Below are 989 nucleotides of genomic sequence, written 5' to 3'. Positions count from 1 at the left end.
CATACAGCTTACGAGCAGGGCTTAACTATAACGGTCAGTTTGTCAGTGCAGGTATGGTCATTGGTGCTGAGTTTATTAATGGTGTGGCGAAAGCATCGATTGGATTTAATGCCGATAGTTTTATTCTCTTAAGTGGACCCGAAGGTAATAAATTCTCTCCATGGGCTGTCGTAAATGGACAGACGTTTATTAATGATGGATTTATTCAAAATGGCTCAATAACTAATGCCAAAATCGGTCAGTATATAATGTCTGACAATTACGTGATGGGAATGCTGGGCTGGAAAATAGATAAACTCGGTAACGCTGAATTTAATAACGTCACAGTTAGAGGAACAGTATACGCGACAGCAGGTAAATTCAGCGGAACGATTGAAAGTAATGACGGCTATTTCGGTGGAACTGTATATGCTAATAAAATCATTGGCGATGTGGTTCAGGGCGTTCATTTAAAAGGATATGTAACAAATACAGGCATGTCGGCAGGTGCATCATCAGATAGAGTCCCTAGCGGTGTATTGTGGACGGTATTTTCATTTGATTCTGCAAATTTTGAGAGAGTGCTGATTATTAACGGAGATGTTACGTGGGGGAACATCTACTCTGGAAACGATTTAAATCTACTAATAAATGGCGTGATCGTCCAAAGTTTCATTACAGGCGGGGCGTCAACCCCAGCAACAACAGTGGGCGGCGTTTCATTCAGAGTCCCTGCAACTGTCTTGGGTGGGATGGATGTTGTAAGCATTCGATACAATAACTTTGGCGGCGGGAGTTCAAATGTCACCCCATTGTTTAATGCCACGGTGTTAGTGTGCAAGAAAGGAAGTGCTGGTGTTCTTGTTGGACCTAATAATCTCCCCGCTTAATAAACTATCTCATAACCTGTAACGGACGCCTTTGTTATTTAAAATACAGGGCGTTCTAATTTAATTAAATATCATAAATGATAGGGATCACTATGATTGGTGCTTGGTATAGAACTGGGG

General features: G+C 41.5%; 1 protein-coding gene. It reads left to right on the top strand.

Features of this window, described 5'->3' with window-relative positions; all coding sequences use genetic code 11:
* Positions 1 to 869 (top strand): phage tail tip fiber protein (locus tag BN68_RS24520; protein WP_155965414.1); only part of this gene is annotated, 869 nt, incomplete at its 5' end.
* Positions 870 to 989: the final 120 nt, after the last annotated feature.

It is taken from the genome of Yersinia massiliensis CCUG 53443, from assembly GCF_000312485.1.
Lineage (GTDB): Bacteria > Pseudomonadota > Gammaproteobacteria > Enterobacterales > Enterobacteriaceae > Yersinia > Yersinia massiliensis.
Note: the sequence above shows the minus strand (reverse complement) of the source record. Positions and strands in the feature narration are given on the sequence as shown.